This window comes from Buttiauxella cochleicola, assembly GCF_021282435.1.
GTDB classification, from domain to species: Bacteria; Pseudomonadota; Gammaproteobacteria; order Enterobacterales; family Enterobacteriaceae; genus Buttiauxella; species Buttiauxella massiliensis.
Window position 1 is genome coordinate 937,029 of sequence record NZ_JAJSOT010000001.1, and the last position, 18,545, is coordinate 955,573.

16 protein-coding genes are annotated in these 18,545 nt (G+C 49.5%); 10 read left to right on the plus strand and 6 right to left on the minus strand.

Translation table 11 applies throughout. The annotated features are described in order from the left end of the window. Positions 1–68: 68 nt before the first annotated feature. From LVQ77_RS04235 to LVQ77_RS04250, 4 genes are all read left to right on the plus strand, one after another. On the plus strand, positions 69–2,033 hold the full coding sequence (locus tag LVQ77_RS04235; protein ID WP_232903772.1) for an EAL domain-containing protein: 1,965 nt from the start codon (positions 69–71) through the stop codon (positions 2,031–2,033). 358 nt (positions 2,034–2,391) lie between these two features. Continuing rightward, a complete protein-coding gene (locus LVQ77_RS04240; RefSeq protein WP_232903773.1) occupies positions 2,392–4,614 on the plus strand; it encodes an EAL domain-containing protein in 2,223 nt (740 codons plus the stop codon). Further along, the gene (locus LVQ77_RS04245; RefSeq protein ID WP_232903774.1) at positions 4,602–5,519 is read left to right on the plus strand and encodes an amino acid ABC transporter substrate-binding protein; all 918 of its coding nucleotides are present in this window, start codon (positions 4,602–4,604) and stop codon (positions 5,517–5,519) included. The genes LVQ77_RS04240 and LVQ77_RS04245 overlap by 13 nt, the downstream gene beginning before the upstream one ends. A 55-nt stretch (positions 5,520–5,574) precedes the next feature. Beyond that, on the plus strand, positions 5,575–6,462 hold the full coding sequence (locus LVQ77_RS04250) for a transporter substrate-binding domain-containing protein (protein ID WP_232903775.1): 888 nt from the start codon (positions 5,575–5,577) through the stop codon (positions 6,460–6,462). Positions 6,463–6,541: 79 nt separating this feature from the next. Here the strand turns inward: LVQ77_RS04250 and LVQ77_RS04255 are convergent, their stop codons facing one another. From LVQ77_RS04255 to LVQ77_RS04275, 5 genes are all read right to left on the minus strand, one after another. Beyond that, entirely contained in the window at positions 6,542–6,856 is a 315-nt protein-coding gene (locus LVQ77_RS04255; protein WP_151995639.1) for a hypothetical protein, read from the minus strand. Positions 6,857–7,031: 175 nt separating this feature from the next. Beyond that, positions 7,032–8,339, minus strand: a complete 1,308-nt coding sequence (gene hisD, locus LVQ77_RS04260; RefSeq protein WP_232903776.1) for a histidinol dehydrogenase — start codon at positions 8,337–8,339, stop codon at positions 7,032–7,034. Positions 8,340–8,342: 3 nt separating this feature from the next. Beyond that, the gene (locus LVQ77_RS04265) at positions 8,343–9,482 is read right to left on the minus strand and encodes a nuclear transport factor 2 family protein (RefSeq protein WP_232903777.1); all 1,140 of its coding nucleotides are present in this window, start codon (positions 9,480–9,482) and stop codon (positions 8,343–8,345) included. Positions 9,483–9,644: 162 nt separating this feature from the next. Beyond that, positions 9,645–10,616, minus strand: a complete 972-nt coding sequence (locus LVQ77_RS04270) for a nuclear transport factor 2 family protein (RefSeq protein ID WP_232903778.1) — start codon at positions 10,614–10,616, stop codon at positions 9,645–9,647. Further along, a complete protein-coding gene (locus tag LVQ77_RS04275) occupies positions 10,613–11,683 on the minus strand; it encodes a LacI family DNA-binding transcriptional regulator (protein ID WP_232903779.1) in 1,071 nt (356 codons plus the stop codon). Before LVQ77_RS04275 ends, LVQ77_RS04270 begins: the two co-directional genes overlap by 4 nt. Positions 11,684–11,964: 281 nt before the next feature. Between LVQ77_RS04275 and LVQ77_RS04280 the strand changes: the two genes are divergently transcribed. From LVQ77_RS04280 to LVQ77_RS04305, 6 genes are all read left to right on the plus strand, one after another. Continuing rightward, positions 11,965–13,215 carry an MFS transporter gene (locus tag LVQ77_RS04280; protein WP_232864343.1) on the plus strand — a complete coding sequence of 417 codons (1,251 nt, stop codon included), beginning with the start codon at positions 11,965–11,967 and terminating at the stop codon, positions 13,213–13,215. Positions 13,216–13,309: 94 nt separating this feature from the next. Further along, a complete protein-coding gene (hisD, locus tag LVQ77_RS04285) occupies positions 13,310–14,641 on the plus strand; it encodes a histidinol dehydrogenase (protein WP_232864342.1) in 1,332 nt (443 codons plus the stop codon). Next, positions 14,641–15,408 (plus strand): SDR family NAD(P)-dependent oxidoreductase, encoded by a 768-nt coding sequence (locus LVQ77_RS04290; RefSeq protein ID WP_232903780.1) that lies wholly within the window; start codon positions 14,641–14,643, stop codon positions 15,406–15,408. Before hisD (LVQ77_RS04285) ends, LVQ77_RS04290 begins: the two co-directional genes overlap by 1 nt. After that, positions 15,405–16,136, plus strand: coding sequence for an alpha/beta fold hydrolase (locus LVQ77_RS04295; protein WP_232903781.1), 732 nt, complete (start codon positions 15,405–15,407; stop codon positions 16,134–16,136). The genes LVQ77_RS04290 and LVQ77_RS04295 overlap by 4 nt, the downstream gene beginning before the upstream one ends. Beyond that, positions 16,133–16,924, plus strand: a complete 792-nt coding sequence (locus LVQ77_RS04300) for an HpcH/HpaI aldolase family protein (RefSeq protein ID WP_232903782.1) — start codon at positions 16,133–16,135, stop codon at positions 16,922–16,924. Before LVQ77_RS04295 ends, LVQ77_RS04300 begins: the two co-directional genes overlap by 4 nt. An 11-nt stretch (positions 16,925–16,935) precedes the next feature. Continuing rightward, on the plus strand, positions 16,936–18,102 hold the full coding sequence (locus LVQ77_RS04305; protein WP_232903783.1) for a cupin domain-containing protein: 1,167 nt from the start codon (positions 16,936–16,938) through the stop codon (positions 18,100–18,102). Between the two features lie 58 nt (positions 18,103–18,160). Here LVQ77_RS04305 and LVQ77_RS04310 read toward each other — a convergent pair whose 3' ends face one another. Next, on the minus strand, positions 18,161–18,367 hold the full coding sequence (locus tag LVQ77_RS04310) for a hypothetical protein (protein ID WP_064518370.1): 207 nt from the start codon (positions 18,365–18,367) through the stop codon (positions 18,161–18,163). Between the last annotated feature and the right edge of the window lie 178 nt (positions 18,368–18,545).

Consider the following 18,545-nt stretch of genomic DNA (forward strand, 5'->3'; position numbering starts at 1 on the left):
GCATATTCCACAAAATAAAACTAAACTTCATTAACAATCGTATTTCACAGGCAGTGCTGAGTTCTACTATGGCGATTATGCCATTTTCCGTGTTACGCGGATTAGTTATTGTTGCAGGCACGTTATGTCTGAATGTTCACTGGGTAAAAATTTCGACTTGGTTAGAAAACCTACAGCAAAGTATGCTTGTTTTTCTCCCAATACTTTTAAATATCATTTTTTCTCTGCAATGGGCTGTCAGATATCGTTTATCTATCATGCTCAGCATCTCTCTTAGCTTAACGGTTTTACTTGGTATTACCGGCCTTGAACATAATAATGAAACTAACTTTTTTATTGGTGTAAGCCTGCCAGTTGCTCTGCTGGCTGCAATCTTTACCAATTTAATTTTAGAAAAGAACATTAAACTGTTCCGCACCAATAGAATAAAATTCAACTGGCCTTCCGTAAAAATACTATTAATATTTTTCAGTAAACTGCTTGGTTTGGTTCTGATTGGTCATCTCATTTTGCATGCCAGTGATTGGCTTACTCAGGACATTTCCGACGTAATATACCCTGACAATTTCACCCATGGACTACTTTATGAGCTAGTGCGAGAAGCCACCTGGTTCTTTGGCGTACATGGCTATTATATTTTCCAGGATATCGGCTTCAGGTTCATGAATGAAACGATATCTAATATGGATGCGTGGAAAGCTGGCCACGATTCATTAAATATATTAAGTGTTCCCTTTTATGAGACCTGGTGCGCATCAGGTGGCAGCGGAGGCACACTTAGTCTCTTGATTTGCTTACTCATTAGCCGTAACCCATCAAATAGACATTTGATCAATGTCTCTTTGCCGCTAGCCATTTTCAATATCAATGAGCCACTCATCTTTGGTGTACCGGTAGTACTGAATCCGGTGATGTTTATCCCTTTTCTAATGACGCCTGCAGTGGATTACATCATTGCCTACTACGCCACCCTTTGGCACATTATCCCCCCTCTTCAGCAAATGGTAGGTTGGGCAACACCGGCCATCATTAACGCCTGGTTGGGTACAAATGGAGCAATAAGCGCTGTGTTGTTCCAGATATTTTTAATTTTTACCGGTATTGGAATTTACTGGCCTTTCCTGCGCTATATGGAAAAACGTGACTATAAAGAGATCACTCTGCCTTGTGGCAACACAAGTTTTGTTCCATTGAAAGGAAACCAGTTTCAATTACCTGTACCAGGCCATAGCGAAGTTGAATCACCGCATCATTATCTTTCTGAAGTAAATGAGTATATTGATGCCAGACGTAATATTAACGATCTGCAAAGTAGTGGTAATTTCGTACTGTGGTATCAGCCGCAAATAACGGTTGATAGCCAGAAAATTGTAGCAATGGAAGTGTTGCTTCGTCATCAAGGTGATGATGGAAAAATAACACCACCGTACTTTTTAAAATATTATGAACGAATTGGCATGATGCCAGAGGTCGATTTTTGGGTATTGGAGAATGCTGTAGAAGCCATTCATCATGAACTCTCTCGCTTTCCTGGCATGACGCTTTCGGTAAATATTTCACCACAAACTTTACTTGATCCAAATTTCCTAAGTCTGGTGAGTAAGCTACTACGTAATCCATTACCATCAGGCTGGAAGTTAGAGATGGAGATTACCGAATCGCAAAAAGTTAAAGAACCTGAGCAAGTTATAGAGGTTCTCGCTGAACTACGACAATATGGCATTAAAATCGCTCTTGATGATTTTGGCTCAGGCTATTCCACGCTCTCGTATTTAACGCAATATGAGCTGGATAAAATCAAACTAGACCGTACGCTTGTGCTCGGGTTAGCACGTGAAGGTGGTGAAGAATTTCTCCATCACGTTGTGCAACTTTGCAAAAGTTCCGGCAGCCTGGTATTGATTGAGGGTGTGGAAACAGAGAAAGAACATCAAATAGTTAAGAACTGTGGTATCCATTTGGCACAAGGCTTTCTGTTTCATCGGCCACAACCTATGAACAATCTATGCAAACTTTTAGAGGTTGATACTTAACGATACTCATAATCCATAATGGATATTATTATTTGCAATAAATCTATTTTTTTGGATATTACGCTTGTTATGAGAAGATCAAAACACATGTACGTAATCATGGATATGTTAATATTTATCGTTGACGCATTAATTAGCCATCCCTATACTCCTGACTTTGCAATTAAAGTATACCCTGCCCTATGAACATGTTTTCTTAACAGCATGACTCATCGGCAAAAATACACCGTGCAATAACATTATACAAATAAAGCATTAACAAATATCGTCATATAAACAACAAAGAAAATAATAGTTTATATTTAAAGATCTCTCTTGAGCCTTCTTTAGTCGCTTACAAAAGAGTACAAATAGAAAAATGGTAGATAAAGAGCTGGTTCAACATGAGGTTGCGCCTCCCTGTAAAAAGGATTCCAACTTACGTGGGGAATATCGCTGGTATCATTCGATTACCGGGAAAGTTGCTATCTACCTTATGTTGGGGATTCTGATTGCCTATGGCGTTGGCTCTGGGGCAGGCCTTTTTGAGGTTAACCGAATATCTCATGAGCAATGGTTTAAACAAGCATCAACTAACTCGCAAATTACCAGTTATATCATCCGCAATATCTACACCTCAGTAACGGTAAAATCCAACCATGAAGGTCAGGTCATTTCCATCGAATCAGAACACCCACTCTGCGATGACGAGACGGTAATTCAGACAGGCTTCGATCCGGCCGATATGCTGACCCTGGTTTCAACACAAACACACAATCCGACGTGGCTATTGTTATACGATAAGAATAAAGGTTTTATCGACACTCAGGCAGCGCAAAAAATGACCGCCACTGACGGCACTGCAAACAGTGCGGCACTAGAGCAATATTACCGTGGCTTTGTCTCTATTGGTGGGAAAGAGTATTTCGTAGGCTCAATTCCCATCGTTAATCCTTCCGGCGAGTTGATCGGTGCTGTTGTCAGTAGCATTGGTGAGCGCAATGCCCTCTCGGCTACTCATAATAAGTTGTTGAAAAACACCTTGTTGATGCTAATTTTGATCCTGGGTATTACAGTTGTGGTCGTGAACTGGCTAGTGCGTAATCTTTTCCGTCCGGTTCCTCGACTTGTGCAAGCGGTGACTTTGATAGCTGATGAGCAAACGGACCAGCTCACCCCGTTCCAGAATCAAGAAGATGAGATAGGCGAACTGGCAAAAGCGATTGAAAAACTACGCGTGGCAATGGTTGACCGCGGTTATCTACAACGCATGCAAGAAATGGCGCAAAGGATGGAGTACATGGCACACCATGATTCTCTGACATTGCTACCAAATAGAGTGGCTTACCGAAACTCGATCGACGACAGATTATTAAGATTAAGAACTGAAGGCTGTATCTTCAACCTGCTATTGATCGATCTGGACAATTTCAAACCCGTAAATGATACCTACGGACACGTCGTAGGTGATGAACTGCTTTTAGAATCTGCTACACGCCTGTCAGCCCTAATTAATCAAAGCGATATGGCGATCCGCCTCGGTGGAGATGAATTTGCCATTCTTCAGCAGGTTAACAAAGACTCGATATCTGAAGCTGAGATACTTGCTCGAAAAGTTTTAGAGGCACTCAGCAAGCCGTTCTCCTGCAGTGGGCACGCTTTCTCTATCAGTTGTAGCATTGGGATTTCCTGTGCACCTCAACATGGTAACACCCGAGAAGATCTTTTCACTCATGCTGACCTTGCGCTCTACACGTCCAAAAGTTTCGGGCGAAATTGCTTCCATTTCTATTCTCACGGCATGACGATGAACCCATCTAATAACCTCCTCTTTAGCCAGGAAATTGAAGATGGCATCAGAAATAATGAGTTCTTTCTCCATTATCAAAAAACTATCAGCCTCGGAAATTATGGCATTGAAGGCTACGAAGCTCTTGTTCGCTGGCAACATCCGAGTAGAGGCTTACTACAACCACACCACTTTATTTCTGTCTCTGAAGATATTGGGCTCATTGCCAGGTTAGGTGAATGGCTGATACGCAGCGCCTGTATGGACGCAGCTAACTGGCCAGCAGCAAAAATGGTTGCGGTGAATGTCTCTCCACATCAACTGCGTAGCCCAAGAATATTGGACATTATTCGCAACGCATTACAAGACAGTGGCCTGGACCCTGCGCGTCTGGAAATTGAAATTACAGGATCTGAGCAACTTGACCGCGAAGTCATCCTGCCGACACTAAATGCAATTCAGGCTCTGGGAGTGGGTATTGTTCTGGACGAATTTGGAACAGGTTTCGCCACGCTGGATTACCTGATTATCTTCCCATTCAGTCACATTAAAATTGCCCGCTCTCTTATTGATGTTCTCGACAAGTGTGAAGACAGTCAGATTTTGGTGGGGATGCTGGTTCGTTATGCACTACAGCGCGGATTGAAAGTCACCGCAAAAGGTGTTGAAACACAACAACAATATGAGTTTTTGACCTCCCTTAGAGAAGAAGAAATAACTGTTCAGGGATATTATTTTAGCCGGGCCGTAGAAAATGCCAGCGTTATGGCAGAGCTCGAACTGGAGAGAATGGAGAACACATGCAATTCATAACCACTCATTTATATCAGTCGCTTTTTTTTCTGGCAGTCACACTTCTACTCAGTATTGGTCTGCTGACCCCCTCCGATAGCCGAGCCGATGAGCTTTTATCACGCATCGCACAGACCAGGACTATTACACTTAGCTACCAGACTGATGTATTTCCTTTTTCATATGTTGAGGGCAATAAACCACAAGGCTTCTCCATTGAAATATGCAATCGACTGGTCGATATGCTTAAGCAGGAGCTAAATATTCCCGCCTTAAAAATTCATTGGGTACCTGTCTCCACGGCCACTCAATTTTTAACCATTGAGAATAAAACAATCGATATGGGATGCATTCCCACGGTCTACACAGTGGAACGCCAAAAATTAGTGACGTTCTCAGAGCCCTATTTTTTCTCGGCAACCCGCTATGTATCTCGTAAAGAAGATCATATTTCCGATATCAGCGAGCTCAATGGCCATACCGTGATGGTAAAAAGCGGTACCGTGTTTGTCCGACACATCCAGCAGGCCAATTCAGAGCATCAACTATCACTAAATATTGATCTTGGAACCGACAATGCTAAAGCGTTCTCCGACCTTGAAAGCGGACAAACACCTGCCATAGTCTCAAGCGACGTTCTGCTACTTGGGCAAATTGCACTTTCTGGGCATCCGCAGGCGTTTGCGATATCAGCAGATACCCTTAGTCCAAGATTGCCTATTGGTATGCCGATGCAAAAAGATAATGGCGATTTTACCGATGTGATTAATCGCTCCATGAAACGCCTGATGCTCAGTAAAGAGTTTACCAACATTTATAACAAATGGTTTTTTGAGTCCATCATGCCTCAGGGAATTACTCTCAACTGGCCAATGCCACCTGAATTGAAACAGTCGATTTCTTCAACTGAACTTTATTCTTATTAACTACTCTTCGTCTTTTTTCCACCACGAAGATAACAAACAACCACAAAAAATATAAATGAAAAAGAAACACTTTCTTAACTACGTACTGAGTTTATTTTTAGTTTGTTATGCGGTTCTTTTAAAGGCAGAGACAAACATGTCGACGCTGGAAAGAATTTCCAATCATAAAGTGATTAATATTGGCTATCGTGATGCACCACCCTACTCTTATAAAACCAGTGATGGTCATGTAGTCGGTTATGTCATTGATTTATGCAAAGATGTAACCGAATCTTTGAAAAAAAACCTGCGCATTAAAGACTTGGTTGTTAATTATATTCCAACACCAGTTTCTATGCGTACCACAATGCTAAACCATAACATTATTGACATGGATTGCTCTGTTAATACTGATACAGTGAAGCGTGAAAGCGTTGTGCTATTTTCCCGACATTATCTGTCCGTTTATACACGCTTCGGTTCATTTGGTGGAAGTAATATTAATTCCAATACAGACTTAGCCGGTAGAACGGTCAGCGTGGTAAAAGGTACTACTGATTTATTCAATGTTAACAGCCTTAACCGCTTGCAGAAACTTAACATTATGGTTCTTACGCAACCCACTATGAAAGATTCATTTTCTGCAATGAGTAGCCATAAAAGTTATGCCACTGCAATGAATGAGGTATCCTTAAAACAACTCATTGAAAGCAGCGAAAATATGAAAGGATATCAGATATCTACATTGACATTAGGCCCGCCGCAAGACTTAGGCATAATGCTGCGACATAATGATATAGCGCTAAAACACATGGTTGATGAAAATCTTAATACACGCTTCAATCGTAGCGATTTCAAACAGTTTTATGAGCAATGGTTTAATAGTAAATTACCAGGGAAGAACATTAACCTACACCTTCCTCTTTCTGCTGAAATGTATCAATACATCACTAAAAAATCTTAACCGTATTTCAGCCAGCACAAAGATTTTCAGAAATAAAAAAGGGAGAAAGGTAACTTTCTCCCCACTGCTCTGATATTCATTACATCAGTTGAAGCAACATGCAGAAAGACATTCCGCACAAAACACCATATAACAAATTACTCTGGGCCGTTTTACGTACACGTTTTTGAGAATGGATGGTGACATCTTCCAGTCTTTTACGGACGTTGCGCGAAACCTGAGTATGGTGTGTTATGACATCTTTTGAACAGTGCCGGAACCTTGCGATATCATCCCTTATAAACTCATCGACAACGCCGTTGTTGGCTTTGAGTTCGCGGACAATTCCTTCAAGCATTTTTTCCATGCCTTTTACCCGCAGGACAACATCTTCTTCCATTTCCAGTGACAGCATAATCCAAATCCATGATTAATAATAACACTCTGGGGGTAATTCATTTACCACCCATCCCTTTCAGGATAATAATGTCGTTAAGAAACACCCTAAGCAAGATAATAAACATTAATAAAACTTAAGTTGAAAAATCTTCAGGTGAATTGCCGCTATATTGTTCACCTGAAAATAATGATTAATCACGCTCCCCGTTGGTTATTGCATCAATACTGTCAGGCAACAGACGAATTTCCGCCGCGCGGCGATGCGCCTGCATTCCTTCGGTACGGCTTTGACGAACGGCGGGCTGCGCTACCGCCGCGATGCCGTGGTTGTCGATCCACTGGTGCGTGCAAATCTTCACATACGCGCCTACCCACAATCCGCCGGTATAGCGGGCGGCAGCCATGGTCGGCAAAGTATGGTTGGTGCCGCAGCATTTGTCGGAGAACACCACGCTGGCGTTTTGCCCGATAAACAGCGAGCCGTAATTGCGGATTTTGCTGGCCGTAGCATGTGGGTCGCGAGTGTGCACCTGCAAATGTTCGGTTGCCATGTGGTCGGCCCACGCGATCAGTTGCTCTTCGTCGCGGCAGATAACAATTTCGCCCTGCCGTTTCCAGGCTTCACCAGCGGTTACAGCCGTAGGCAAATTCGTTAGCTGGCGCTCAATTTCTGCAAGCGTGGCACGGGCGATTTGCGGGCTGGTTGTCGCCATGCCAACACGGGTATGCACGTCATGTTCGGCCTGAGCCAGCAGGTCGGCGGCCAAAATGCGCGGGTCGGCGCTGTCATCGGCAATCACATAAATCTCACTTGGCCCCGCCAGCGCGTCTATCCCCACTTTGCCAAACACCTGGCGTTTTGCTTCATTAACGAAGGCATTACCCGGCCCGACAACTTTATCCACTACCGGGATAGATTCCGTACCCCAGGCCATGGCGGCAATGGCCTGCGCCCCACCCACTTTAAAGATGCGATGTGCGCCCGCCAGGTGGCAAATGGCGATCATTGCCGGATGCGCGCCCGGTGGCAGGCAGGCAATAATTTCATCACAACCCGCGACCACCGCCGGGACGATGGACATCACCGGCGCGGATAAAATCGGGTAGCGCCCGCCTGGCACATAACAGCCCACCGTTTGAATCGGGATAATGCGGTGCCCCAAATGCACGCCCGGCAGCGTTTCGATATCCAGCGGCTGCATGGTGGCCAGTTGCGCCTGCGCAAAACGCTTCACCTGGGCAATGGCAAACTCGCTGTCCTTGCGGGTTTGCGGGTCAAGCTCCGCCAGCGCGCTGGCGATTTCATGCTCTGAAACTTCAAATTTGTCCGGTGTGGTTTTATCAAATTTGGCCGAATAATCGCGCAGTGCGGCATCGCCACGCTCACGCACCTGGTCGATAATATTTTGCACCGTCTCGGTTAGCGTGCGGTCGGCCTGAACATCCTGCCCCAGCGGGCGTTTAATAAACTCAACATCAGCTTCAGAAATCGTGCCCATCTCTTATTCCTCCATTTGTCCCAGTTTGATTTGCGCCAGCAGTGCCAGGTGATCGTAAACCACCCATTCATCGACGATTTTGCCGTTAACGATGTGGTAATGAGACATACCCATCACGAACAGACGTTCGCCAGTCGGTTTGCCCAATTCGCCATAACCAAGGTGATGGCCTTCCATAATCCAGCGTACCGCCACTTTAGTGCCGCCTTCGTCGCAAGGGTTGGAACAGATGTGCTGCGGCATCCATGCACCGTCCGGGATCATGCCAATCAGCGCCAGCGTCTGATGGATCACCGCCGCCTGGCCGTACAGCTCTTTCATTAATGGGCCGTGCCACTGCACGTTCGGGGCGTAAACATCTTTAATTTTGCCTAGCATGCGGCGGTTATAAATTTCGTGCAGCCAGCGCAGGCATTGTTCTTCGCTATCGGTGTGGGCGATAGAAACGTCGCATTCCATTTCCGGCGGGTATTGCCCAACCATGCGGCGGTTTTCGCCGATATCGGTCACGCGGAAGCCTTTATCGAACTGCTCTTTTGCCATGCCGTGCGCTATCACATCGGTATCAAGCCCCAACTGGCGCATCATCGCCATGTTGTCGCTGACCACCCATTCGCGATAAATCTTATTCTCGTGAATCATGCAGTCCGCCACGGTGCGGGTCACGAAGGTGCGGTTGGTCGGTTTGCCCAGATGGCTGTATTGGGTGTGGCGGCCCGTGCCGGTCACCAGGTGGGATGTGTAAAAACCGTCAACATCGTTACCATTCCAGATAACCTGAGTCGCCATGCCGCGGCGTTCCGGGAAAGCAATTAAACGCTGCAAGGTATCCTGCACCACTTGCTCGCGGTTATACATGGTGCCGAGTGCGTTATATAAAACGCAGTTGTGGGTGTAATGGGAATAAATTAAACCGACGTCGCGTTCATCCCATATTTTATGCGTGCAGCGCACGATGTAATCGACAATATCGGTATAACAATCATCAAAGCCACGTAATGATTGCACGCGTGGGCGTTTCTCCGGGACTAAATCAACAAAGTCGCGGCGTTCGACTTGTAATACAGGTTCATCGCGAGTGGGTTTGGTATTGCTTTTCTCTGAAGCTACTGGCGTTTTATTGGTTGTTTCAGTTGAAGACATATGACCTCCTGCGTTATTTGAATGCGCGACAGAATTTGTCAGCGCACATTATTCAGGGATAGGAATATCCCTCACCTGCAAATGGCGATAATCTTTATTTCTTTGCTTAGATATTTGGCGAGGAGCTTATCCCCGCCACTATTAATGAGTAATTAATTGCAATTAATTAAAAATCTGTGACCAAATTGCTAATTCATCCACACCTAAATATTCACGAATAATTAAACCGTCGCGTAATTCCAGCTGGCTAATACCGGTAATAGAAACCGGGCGTCGTGTTGGTGTTCCGAATTTCCCATAACCGTCGTGCCAGGTTAAAAGCGACCAACGTAATGAAAGGCGTACCGGTTCGTTTGCATCGCGGCGCACCACCAAATGGTGCAGATGCGTTTCGCTATCAGCAAACGAGGCGCGATAGCCCGATAAGAACCCGCCAATATCCTGCTCGCCTGTGCACAGCACATGCCCCGGCCCGTGCAATGTAGCAGCAGGATGATAAAGCCCCGGCACCACGCCGCTGTTCCCGCCCGCCCACATCGACAAATAGCGCTCCACCAGCCCTGCTAATGGGCCGTCGACGTCATCGCCTTCCGGGCCGCCAGCCCAACGGGCGTCCATCTCTTCGGCGCTGATATTTTCAAGCCCGGCTTCGCGGCGTGCATCCGCCAGCTGGCGGGCAAAATCACGCACTTCCACACCGGTTTGCAAAATGATGGCGGCGCGGTCTTGCAACAACCACTCCTGGCGCACTGCGCCTTCTGCACATACGCGGTCAGCCCAGGTACGCACCCAAATAGATTTGCCACTCGGTTTACCAAAGAACCCTTCGCCCTGATGCTGAATACAGGCCACGGTGCGTTGGGCGGCGTAATATTCCGACTGCGGCGAATGGGAAAAGAGAATATCTTCGGTCAATACCGTGCGCTGCGGGAAGCTGTGCATCGCTTCGAGCGTCAGGCGCATAAACTGTGAAAGGTCATTGAGCTGTCTTTCCGGGGTGTTAAACACCACCGGCGTGGCGTAAAAATCCGCCAGTTGGCCGATATCTTTTTGCTCCCACACCACATGGGTCAGCGTCAAAATAAACTGCTGGATAGAGTCAAACTGAGGGCTAAAGCCCGGCAACCTGGTCATTCAACCTCCTGCGGCTGGAATAAAAACAGCCCATCTTTTTCGATAACGCCAGAGCGTGGACGCCTTGCGGAGTGTCGCACCACCAGCACGCCGGGAACCACAACCTGTTCCGGCTCAATGTTTTCACTTTCAATCTGTTTCATCAGCAGCGCTAACGTGGCGCTGACCATGGCATCTACGGGCTGCGACGCCGATGTCAGCGCATAAGATGGCCAGCCGGACGGGCCGGTATCGTCATAGCCAATGACCGAGAGATCTTCAGGAATGCGCAGGCCAAACTCAAAGCGGGCGACGTCCATAACGGTGAGCGCCATATGGTCGTTGGCGGCAAAAATGGCATCCGGCGGATTGGGCGATGAAAACAGTTCCCAGGCCGCTTTCGCCGTTGTTTTGGCATCGTAATCGCCCTGCACCACGCGCACATTCTGGATCCCATTGCGTTCTAACGTGCTGATAAATCCGTTCTGGCGCGCTACGTTGACCGAAGAATCGGAAAGCCCGGCGACATAAGCAAAGCGCTGATGCTCGCCCGCCAGCAAAAACTCGGCAATCTGCCGGGCGGCGGCTTGGTTATCGGTATTCACGCTCGACGCCGTGGCATTTTCTTCACTGCGGTTAAATAGCACCACCGGGATACCCGCGGCGACACACTCTTCTGAAAGCTCAACCGAAAGCGATACCGAGGCCAGCACAATACCATCTACACGGTATTGCATGATTTGGTCAAAAATCCGGTCGACGTTACCGTCGCGGTCGCCCACAAACAGCAGCAAGTGGTAGTTCAGCTCATCGAGTTTCTGTGCCAGCGCTTCAAGCACCTGCGGGTAAAACTGGTTATCAAAATAGGACATCACCACGCCGACGATGCGCGAGCGAGCGGTGTTCAGTGAACGGGCGATGGCATTTGGCCGATAGCCCAACTCACGCGCCGCCTTCAGCACCTTTTCACGGGTGGCTGGCGAAATACTCGCCCCCGGAGTGAAGGTTCGCGATACCGCCGATTGTGACACCCCCGCCACTTGCGCCACCTGCTGCGAAGTCACGGGGCCAAAAGTCTTACGTTTCATGGTCTGGTATTCCTTGTCCGCATCCCACTGGAATGCCTGTTTTTTATACTTACACCATCTTTGCATGCGTATGCAACAGACAAAATTATTTTTTTCACATTTACACTATCGACCTTTACAAAATTGAAACCTTTTCGTAACTTCAATTTTTGAATACGTATGCAGAAGACAAAAAATACGCCGTCAATTTTACCGGTGACGCAAGTGAGCGACAAAGGATTGCACCGGTTAATGCCGTACTTGATTGGTTACAACCCATTAATATTTAAGAGGTTCACCACATGTTTCGTGCACTCTTTAGTCGTTCCGAAGTCAGACTGTTTTTTACCATTAGCGTGCTGTTCTTCATTTGCATCCACAGTATTGATGCCTTCCTCGCCCCGATGTTAATCAGCGAAGGAATGCAGCCTGAAGTGGTGGGAATGATTATGGGAGCCAGCGGATTAGCAACGTTGTTCGTGCGCTTCCCGATTGGCATTTTGTCCGATGTGGTAAAAAGCCGAAAAATCTTTATCCAGTTCAGCCTGCTGCTGCCGCTGGTGACCTGGCCGATTGCTTACTTCGAGCCTAACGCCACCACGCTGTACCTGGCAAAAGCGGCCGATGGTTTCACGGCCGCCACCTGGGTGCTCTATAACATTCTGTTTATCCGTTACTTTGATAAGAAAGACGCTCCCGCTGCCGTTGCTTTACTGGCACTGGCCGGGCCGCTGGGCGTGTTCCTTGGCAACTGTATCGGCGGTTTGTTAATGCACTTCTTTGATAAAAACATCGGCTATTTTATTTCAAGCATTGCGGCAATGCTCGCGCTTGTGCTGACCTTCCGCATTAAAGAAATTCACGATGCCGCCCGCGCACCAACGCTGAAAGCCTGCCTGACCAGCGCAAAGCGCCAGCTGGCGGATCCCTCGGTCTGGTTTATCGGCTTACTGGCGACGATTGTTATTCTCGTGCCGTTTGCGACACGCGACACGCTGACGCCAATTTACGCGCAGCAGCTCGGCGCAAAAGCGGGGATTCTGACTCTGCTCAGCAATATTCATCTGATTTTCTACGCGCTGGCTATCGCCCTGTGTAGTTCGGTCTTTTATAAGCGCCTGGGCCTGGTGAACACCGCTGTGATCGGCATTATTCTGCAGGTGATTTCCAGTATCGGTATTCCCTTCACCAGCAATATGTATCTCATTTATTTCTTACAGGCGATGGCGGGCTTCTCGTTCGGCATGGCGTTCGCGGTGTTTATGTCGTTGAGCGTGGTGAACACGGTTGAAGATGAGCAGTCCACGCGCATGGGCTTGTTCCAGACCATTTACTCCGTCGGCATGTTTATTGGCCCCGTCGCCATGGGCTTAATGCTGCAACATATTAATCTGTCGTCGGGTTATCTGGTGATTGGCGCGCTTTGCGTGGTGGCTGCATTCTTGACGCCGATGGCGGCTCGCAGCGTGGAGCAACGCCAGATTAGAGCGACACAAAGAAATATGCCGAAAGTTTCATCCGCACAGGAATATGCCAATAAGACCAGCCAGTAAATGTAATACGTCACACTTTATTTAATCCGATTCGACCCATTCACCCGCTTTGCCGGGCGGGACAGTTACGCATATAAAAGGAAAGGAGAGCGTCATGGCGCAATATTTAAAAACCAGTAAATCTTTATCTGAACGTCAGCAGGCCAATAAACAAATCAGTATTGTGGTTGAAAATACGCTGGCAGATATTGAACAACGCGGTAACGAAGCGATTCGTGAGTTATCCATTAAGTTCGATAATTACGACCGCCAGGATTACCGTTTATCGCAAAGTGAAATTAATGCCTGCATTAAACAGTTAAGCCGCCAGGATATTAAAGATATTGAATTTGCCCAGCAGCAAGTTTTCAACTTTGCCACGGCGCAAAAAGGCTGCCTGACGGATCTGGAAATTGAAACGCGCCCCGGCGTTATTCTCGGCCACAAGAATATTCCGATTAATGCCGTCGGATGTTATGTGCCAGGCGGTAAATATCCGCTATTAGCCTCCGCGCATATGTCGATTATTACCGCCAACGTCGCGGGCTGTTCGCGCATTATTAGCTGTGCTCCGCCGTTTAATGGCCGCCCTGCCCCGGCAATTGTTGCCGCTCAGGCAATGGCGGGTGCAACCGAGATCTACGCGCTCGGCGGGATTCAGGCGATTGGCGCGATGGCACTCGGCACCGACACTATCGCGCCTGTCGATATGCTGGTCGGCCCCGGTAACGCATTTGTGGCGGAGGCCAAACGTCAGCTGTTTGGCCGCGTGGGAATCGACCTGTTCGCCGGGCCAACGGAAACGCTGGTGATTGCCGATGAAAGTGTCGATGCCGAAATGTGTGCCACCGACCTGCTCGGCCAGGCCGAACACGGCGTGACGACTCCGGCCATTCTCCTCACCAACTCGCTGAAACTGGCTCAGGAAACGATGCGTGAAGTTGAGCGCCTGCTGACGCAGCTGCCAACCGCGGAAATTGCCCGCCAGGCGTGGCGCGACTACGGCGAAGTGATTGTCTGCGACAGCTACGAAGAGATGTTGCAGGAAGCCGACCGCATCGCCTCCGAACATGTGCAGGTGATGACTACCCGCGACGACTGGTTCCTCGCCAACATGACCAACTTTGGCGCGCTGTTCCTCGGGCCGCGCACCAACGTCGCCTATGGCGATAAAGTCATCGGCACCAACCACACCCTGCCAACGCAGAAAGCCGCGCGTTATACCGGCGGTTTGTGGGTCGGAAAATTCATGAAAACCTGCACCTGGCAGAAAGTGCTGAGCGATGAAGCCTCCACGGAAATTGGCAGCTACTGCTCGCGCCTGTGCCAGCTGGAAGGTTTTTCCGGCCATGCGGAACAGGCCAATATTCGCGTGCGCCGCTACGGCAATCAGGATGTGCCTTACGCAGGCACCGTTCCGGCGGTGGATATCGAGAAGGCATCGTAATGATGGCGCTTCCTTGCACACCGGAATTTCGCCTTGATAGCCAGCGGGCGTTAGTCACCGGCGGCTCCCGTGGCATCGGTTTTGCCGCAGCCATCGCGCTGGCGCGTGCCGGTGCGCAGGTGTGGATTATCGCCCGCCAGCCCGAACAGCTTGACGAGGCGGTCAAAAGTGCCGCTGCAGAAGGCCTGCAATTACACAGCGTGGCGCTGGATATTACCGATACCGCGCAGGTTGGCAAAACGCTGGCGGAGTTACCGGGCTTCGACATTCTGGTAAACAGCGCCGGGCTGGCGCGCCACCAGCCGTTCCTTGAGGTCAGCGAAGATAATTTTGATGCGGTGATGGCGCTGAATTTGCGAGCCACGTTCTTTGTGAGTCAACAAGTCGCCCGCAGCATGAAGCTGCGCCAGGTCGCCGGTTCAATCATTCATATTTCCTCGCAGATGGGCCATGTCGGCGGGCCGCAGCGCAGCGTCTATTGTGCGTCGAAGTTTGCCCTCGAAGGATTGACCAAAACTATGGCGCTGGAGCTTGGCGAATCGGGCATTCGCGTGAATACGCTGTGCCCGACGTTTATTGAAACTGAACTGTCGCGCGCCAATCTGGCCGATCCTGCTTTCAGTCAATACGTGCTGGATAACATTAAGCTGAAACGGCTGGGAACGCTGGAAGATGTGATGGGGCCGGTTGTGTTTCTCGCCTCGCCTGCTGCGGCAATGATTACCGGCACGTCGTTAATGGTCGACGGCGGATGGACGGCAACATGAATACTTCGCCTTTGCTGGAAAATCATGATGTGCCGCTGATTTTGCTCGGCGGAACGCTGTGCAATGGGCGGTTGTGGCAGCCGCTCGTCGAGCAGCTGAATGTCGCGAATTATAGTTGCGTCACGCTCAGCGGCGGCGATTCTGCTCACGCGCTGGCAAAGCAATTGCTTGAGGTACTACCGCCACGTTTCTGCCTGGCGGGATTTTCCCTCGGCGCGATGGTCGCGCTGGAAATGGTGGCGCAGGCGCCGCAGCGAATTGCCGGGCTGGCGTTGTTGTCCATCAACCCGCTGCGGGATCTGCCGGAAAATGCGACCACGCGCCGGGCGGCAATAAAGGAAGCGGCAAGCCAGGGGATCGCATCGTGGCTCACTAAAAATATGTGGGCGAAGTATGTCGCGCCGCATCGTCTGGATGACGCGGCACTTCATCAAAAGGTTGTTCAGATGGCGGAGGAATGCGGCCTCGACGTTTTTGCAAGCCAGACGGAAGTGGCGATTTCCCGCGATGATCATCGCGCAGCGCTGGCCGCTTTTACCGCGCCGATTCTGATAATCAACGGCGCTTATGACGCCATTTGTACCCCACAGCATCATCAGGCGGCTGCCGCTGCCGCCCCGCAATCCCGCTGGTTAACGCTGCCGGAAAGCGGTCATTTCCTCCCCCTTGAATCACCGCAGTTAGTGGCAATCGCCCTGCGCAACTGGATACAGGAGTCAGCATTATGAGAAAAAATCCGCTCAAAGCGGCCTTTCGCCAGCAGCAACCGGTTATTAACGGCTGGCTGGCGATCCCATCGGGCTACAGCGCCGAAATCGTCGGGCATCAGGGTTATGACTCGGTCACCGTCGATATGCAGCACGGCATGATTGATTTCGCCAGCGCGCTGTCGATGCTGCAGGCGATTTCCGCGACGCCTGCCACTCCGCTGGCGCGCGTGAACACTAACGAACCGGCGCAAATTATGCGTCTGCTTGATGCGGGTGCCTGGGGAATTATCTGCCCGATGATTTCAACGCCTGAACAAGCCCAGCAGTTTGTTTCAGCCTGCCGCTACCCGCCGCTTGGCAACCGCTCTTTTGGCCCGGCGCGCGCCCTTTTATACGGCGGCAAAGATTATCCGCAGTATGCCAACGAAGAGATCCTGACGCTGGCGATGATTGAAACCCGCGAAGGGCTGCAAAACCTCAATGCGATTCTCGATACCGACGGGCTGGATGGCGTGTTTATCGGGCCGAACGACCTTTCTTTAACGCTCACCGGCAGCGCGAGCGCCGAGTCTCAACACCCGGAAATGCTGGCGGCGATTGAGTTAGTGCTCAGCCGCTGTCGCGCCCATAACAAGCTCGCCGGGATTTTTTGTACTTCCGGGCAGGCCGCCGCGAATCGCATTGCCCAAGGCTTTAACTTCGTCACTCCGGCGAATGACGTTATGCAGCTTGGCAGCGCGTCACGTACCGCTATCGCCGCCGCGCGCGGTGAAACCCCGCCAGCCAGTGGCGCATCTGGATATTAATGGAGAACATTATGCAAACCATCACTCTGACCCAGGAAGAAGCCCAGCGCCGTCTGGTGCGCCCTGAAGATCGCGTTTCCTGTAGCGTGGCATTTATTGACTGCAAGTTGCCGGGATCGCACCTCAAACAAAACTATTCATTTATTGGCCCAGGCGTGACTCAGTCGGCTTCGCAGGTGGTGAATATTCCCGAGCCGCACGGTTTTAATATCGGTGCGGCGGCGATGCCAAAAGGCGTGACCAATAATTTGCATCTGCATTTCACTGCCGAAGTGTTTTTGATTCATGAAGGGAGCTGGCGTTTCCGCTGGGGCGCTAACGGCGAGCATCAGGCAGAATTTAGCGCTCCGGCGATTTTGTCGATTCCGACGTGGATTTTCCGTGGCTTTACCAACGTCAGCCCAACGGATACCTGCGGCATGGTGTTCACCGTATTGGGCGGTAATAACACCGGCGGGATTATCTGGCATCCGTCGATTCTCGACGCGGCTAGCGAATACGGCCTGTATCTGAGCCGCGATAATATGCTGATTGATGTGGAAGCCGGGGGAAAAGTCCCTGACGAAGCCGATTTGTTACAGCCGCTGGGCGCGGAGCATATCGCCGCGCTGCGCGATTATTCGGTTGAGGAAATGAGCCAGCGAGCGGTGACGGGCGAACAACGAAAATGGTCGGTAAATGCGCTGCTGGATTCGGTTTTGCCGGGTCACGGTGGCGAAATAGCACCGGTGATTGGCTACGGAGTTTCGCAAGATCTGCATAACACGCCGCCAATGCTTAACCCGCACGGGTTCTCCGTGGAGTGGTTGCGCATTCAGCACGACAATCACATTGGCCTGCACTGCTGCCCGGATGTTCAGGTTTTGATGGTGTTTAAAGGGACGCTGGAAGTGACGTGGAATCGCCCTGGCGAAGAAGTGACGATTGTGGCTGAAGAAGGTTCAGTGATTTCCGTGCCTGCGGGGAGCTGGCGTAAATACCGCGCGGTTGACGGCGTGATGGAAGCGACGCTGACGACGCAGGGCGATCATCGTAAAAAAATCTACTGGGATGTAGAAATTATTGAGCAGGCGCTGGCGCGGGATCGCTGTCTCGATCCCGACGGCTATGTGGCTACGGCAAGTATTTTGCCTGTAACCGCACGCCGGGCGGGTGAGAAAATAGCTCGCGCGTTGTAGGCGAGCTTCTCATTATATTGCAGGGATGCATGGCGGCTGAAAGAAACCGCGTGACGGCTTACTTCTGAGCGGTTACGCGGCTCGCAAGCGTTGAGAGGTCGTTATCGGGGAATGGGCTTTCCATGGAAAAGTCCCATTCTTGCGCAGCACAAACACCGTCACTGTTGCCGTGGTTCTCACATTGCGCAATCCGTTTCGCCGGGGCATTCCCACAAGCAACAAAAAAAGCAACAGCGATGACAGCAGGAACCATAAACTTAATCATTAATCTTTTTCTTCATTAAATAAAAACACTGAATGAGGAGAACTGCCTGGTTGTTGATTAACTCATTCAAAAAAATATTATATTATACAAATATATTTTAAGTAAATTTTCTTCTCAGGAAAAAATTGATTTATCCGTTTTTGCCCACCAATTTCATTCATGTTTTTGTAACCCACCG